Annotated in this window: 4 protein-coding genes; all 4 read left to right on the top strand. The window is 60.2% G+C overall.

Features of this window, described 5'->3' with window-relative positions; all coding sequences use genetic code 11:
• Window positions 1–6 precede the first annotated feature (6 nt).
• Window positions 7–738: a DsbC family protein gene (locus AC1DLB_RS22915; protein WP_018926704.1), complete on the top strand. Its 732-nt coding sequence runs from the start codon at window positions 7–9 to the stop codon at window positions 736–738.
• A 134-nt stretch (window positions 739–872) separates the two neighbouring features.
• The gene (locus tag AC1DLB_RS22910) at window positions 873–2,177 is read left to right on the top strand and encodes a homoserine dehydrogenase (RefSeq protein ID WP_018926703.1); all 1,305 of its coding nucleotides are present in this window, start codon (window positions 873–875) and stop codon (window positions 2,175–2,177) included.
• 66 nt (window positions 2,178–2,243) lie between these two features.
• Complete coding sequence (thrC, locus tag AC1DLB_RS22905) at window positions 2,244–3,653, top strand: threonine synthase (protein WP_019651847.1); 1,410 nt, start codon at window positions 2,244–2,246, stop codon at window positions 3,651–3,653.
• A 133-nt stretch (window positions 3,654–3,786) separates the two neighbouring features.
• A partial coding sequence (locus tag AC1DLB_RS22900; RefSeq protein WP_477785691.1) for a transporter substrate-binding domain-containing protein occupies window positions 3,787–4,298 on the top strand: 512 nt, incomplete at its 3' end.

Raw genomic sequence — 4,298 nt, 5'->3', positions numbered from 1 at the left:
GTTCTCATGCGTCTGACCCAGATTTTCGCCGCTGCAGCCATTGCGTTGGTCAGCACCTTTGCCGTCGCCGATGACGCGGCCGACCAAGCCATTCGTAAAAGCCTGGAAAACCTCCAGCTCGACGTGCCGGTCGAAACCATCACCGCCAGCCCGCTGCCAGGTCTGTACGAAGTCAAGCTCAAGGGCAGCCGCGTGCTTTACGCCAGCGCCGACGGCCAATACGTGGTTCAGGGCTACCTGTTCCAGCTCAAGGACGGTAAACCGGTCAACCTGACCGAGAAGACCGAACGCCTGGGCATTGCCAAACTGATCAATGGCATTCCTGTGGCTGAAACCGTGGTCTACCCGGCCATCGGCGAAACCAAGTCGCACATCACCGTGTTCACCGACACCACTTGCCCGTATTGCCACAAGCTGCACGCCGAAGTGCCTGAGCTGAACAAACGCGGCATCGAAGTGCGTTATGTTGCGTTCCCGCGCCAGGGCCTGGGCTCGCCGGGTGACGAGCAACTGCAAGCCGTGTGGTGTTCGAAAGACAAGAAAGCCGCCATGGACAAAATGGTCGATGGCAAGGAAATCAAGGCCGCCAAGTGCGATAACCCGGTGTCCAAGCAGTTTGCCCTCGGTCAGTCGATTGGCGTGAACGGTACACCGGCCATCGTTTTGGCTGACGGTCAGGTCATTCCGGGCTACCAGCCTGCGCCACAAGTCGCCAAACTGGCACTGGGCGCGAAGTAAATTCGCATCGTCACGGCCAGCCTTTGACGAGCGTGGTCCGGCGGCAGCATTTGCCGGGCCATCAATAGAGAGCCGCGAACCTGCGGCTGTTTTCACGGCCGGCCTCGAGTCGGCCGTTTTATGGGGAGTTCACAGTGAAACCGGTCAAAGTAGGCATCTGTGGGTTAGGGACCGTCGGTGGCGGTACCTTCAACGTACTTCAGCGCAACGCCGAGGAAATTGCTCGTCGTGCCGGGCGTGGAATCGAAGTGGCACAAATTGCCATGCGCACGCCAAAGCCTCAGTTCCAGACGACCGGTATTGCGATTACCAACGATGTCTTCGAAGTGGCCACGAACCCTGAGATCGACATCGTCATAGAGCTGATGGGCGGCTATACCGTTGCCCGCGAGCTGGTACTCAAGGCCATCGAGAATGGCAAGCATGTGGTCACCGCGAACAAGGCACTGATTGCCGTTCACGGTAATGAAATTTTCGCCAAGGCTCGCGAGAAGGGCGTGATCGTTGCGTTCGAAGCGGCCGTGGCCGGCGGCATTCCGGTGATCAAGGCGATCCGTGAAGGCCTGTCCGCCAACCGTATCAACTGGGTGGCCGGCATCATCAACGGCACCGGTAACTTCATCCTTACCGAAATGCGTGAAAAAGGCCGGACCTTCGAAGACGTGCTGGCCGAAGCGCAGGCCCTGGGTTACGCCGAAGCCGACCCGACGTTCGACGTCGAAGGCATCGACGCCGCCCACAAGCTGACGATCCTGGCGTCCATCGCGTTCGGCATTCCGCTGCAATTCGACAAGGCCTACACCGAAGGCATCACCAAGCTGACCACCGCTGACGTGAACTACGCCGAAGCGCTGGGCTATCGCATCAAGCACCTGGGCGTGGCGCGCAGCACCGCGGCCGGTATCGAGTTGCGCGTGCACCCGACGCTGATCCCGGCCGATCGCCTGATCGCCAACGTCAACGGCGTGATGAACGCGGTGATGGTCAACGGTGATGCTGCCGGTTCGACTCTGTTCTACGGTGCTGGCGCCGGTATGGAACCGACCGCTTCGTCGGTAATCGCCGATCTGGTGGACGTGGTTCGCGCCATGACCTCCGACCCGGAAAACCGTGTACCGCACCTGGCCTTCCAGCCGGATTCGCTGTCGGCCCACCCGATCCTGCCGATCGAAGCCTGCGAAAGCGCTTACTACCTGCGCATTCAGGCCAAGGACCATCCGGGCGTGTTGGCCCAGGTGGCGAGCATCCTGTCGGAGCGCGGCATCAACATCGAATCGATCATGCAGAAGGAAGTCGAGGAACACGACGGCCTGGTGCCGATGATCCTGCTGACCCATCGCGTGCTGGAACAGCACATCAACGATGCGATCGCTGCCCTGGAAGCCTTGGCGGGCGTGGTCGGTCCGGTTGTACGGATCCGCGTCGAGCACCTGAACTAAGCCGTTATCGTTCACCGGGCCCGCACGCGGGCCCGGCATTGCGAACACTGTCCATTGGAGTCAGTCATGCGTTACATCAGTACCCGCGGCCAGGCACCGGCCCTGAATTTCGAAGACGTCCTGCTGGCCGGTCTAGCCACCGACGGCGGTCTGTACGTCCCGGAAAACCTGCCACGTTTCACTCAGGAAGAAATCGCTTCCTGGGCCGGCCTGCCGTATCACGAACTGGCCTTCCGGGTGATGCGCCCGTTCGTCACCGGCAGCATCCCCGATGCCGATTTCAAAAAGATTCTTGAAGAAACGTACGGCGTGTTTTCCCACAACGCCGTTGCGCCGTTGCGTCAGCTGAACAGCAACGAATGGGTGCTGGAGCTGTTCCACGGCCCGACCCTGGCGTTCAAGGACTTCGCCCTGCAACTGCTCGGTCGCCTGCTCGACTATGTGCTGGAAAAGCGCGGTGAGCGCGTGGTGATCGTCGGCGCTACCTCCGGTGACACCGGTTCGGCGGCCATCGAAGGCTGCAAGCATTGCGAAAACGTCGACATCTTCATCCTGCACCCACACAACCGCGTGTCCGAAGTGCAGCGTCGCCAGATGACCACCATCTTCGGCGAGAACATCCATAACATCGCCATCGAAGGCAACTTCGATGACTGCCAGGAAATGGTCAAGGCGAGCTTCGCCGACCAGAGCTTCCTCAAGGGCACTCGCCTGGTAGCGGTGAACTCGATCAACTGGGCGCGGATCATGGCCCAGATCGTTTACTACTTCCACGCAGCCCTGCAACTGGGTGGCCCGGCGCGTTCGGTATCGTTCTCGGTGCCGACCGGCAACTTCGGCGATATCTTCGCCGGTTACCTGGCGCGCAACATGGGCCTGCCGATCAACCAGTTGATCGTCGCCACCAACCGCAACGACATCCTGCACCGCTTCATGAGCGGCAATCAGTACGTCAAGGAAACCCTGCACGCCACGCTGTCGCCGTCCATGGACATCATGGTCTCGTCGAACTTCGAACGCCTGCTGTTCGACCTGCACGGTCGCAACGGCGCGGCGATTGCCGGTTTGATGGACACCTTCAAGCAGGGCGGCGGTTTCAGCGTCGAGCAGGAACGCTGGACCGAGGCGCGCAAGCTGTTCGATTCGCTGGCCGTGGATGACGCCCAAACCTGCGAAACCATTGCCGAAGTCTTCGAGCAAACCGGCGAGCTGCTGGACCCGCACACCGCCATCGGCGTGAAGGCCGCGCGCGAATGCCGTCGCAGCCTGGATATCCCGATGGTGATCCTGGGCACGGCTCATCCGGTCAAATTCCCGGACGCGGTGGAAAAAGCCGGTGTAGGAAAAGCACTCGAACTACCTGCACATCTTTCTGATTTGTTTGAGCGAGACGAGCGTTGCACCGTGTTGCCGAATGACCTGAAAGCCGTGCAGGCCTTTGTCAGTCAGCATGGCAACCGCGGCAAGCCACTGTAACCGGTAAAAGCTGTCACATTTTGAAGCCCGTCTCCTGACGGGCTTTCTCATTTCTGCATGCCACACTTGTCGGGTTTCGTAAATGAAGAGCCGCCCATGAAGGGCGGGCGAGACGATCACCAAGGAAGTGGCAATGCTGTTTTTTAGAGGGTTTAAACCAGCTGCGTGCTGGATATTTCTGGTCGGCGCCATGAGCGTTGCTCAATGGGGGCTGGCGGCGCAATTGGCGGCTTATGAGCCCCGGGGGGCGGTCGCCGAGGCCGCTATCGGGCTAGACGCTCAGGAGCTGCAATGGATTGCGGAACATCCGACGGTCACCGTCGCGTCGGCGCAGTACCCGTTGTATCTGTTCAAGGATGAGCATGGACACTGGAGCGGGTTGAACAACGATGTGCTCAACCGCATCAGCGCCATGACAGGGCTGAAGTTCCTCCATGAAGAGACGTTTTCCACCGATCAATTGCTGGAGCGGCTGGAAAGCGGCGCGGCAGACATTAGCACCACACTGGCAATGAGTGAGGAGCGCAAGGAGTTCCTGGATTTCAGTCATGCGTTCGGTGGTGCGGGCTGGGTGTTCGTCGGGCGAGCGGGCGCGCCAGCGGTGCAATCCATGCAGCAGCTGTCGAAAAGAGTACTGGTGCTGCC

This window comes from Pseudomonas sp. 05N434 (genome assembly GCF_056396965.1).
This window is presented reverse-complemented; position numbering and strand designations above follow the sequence as displayed.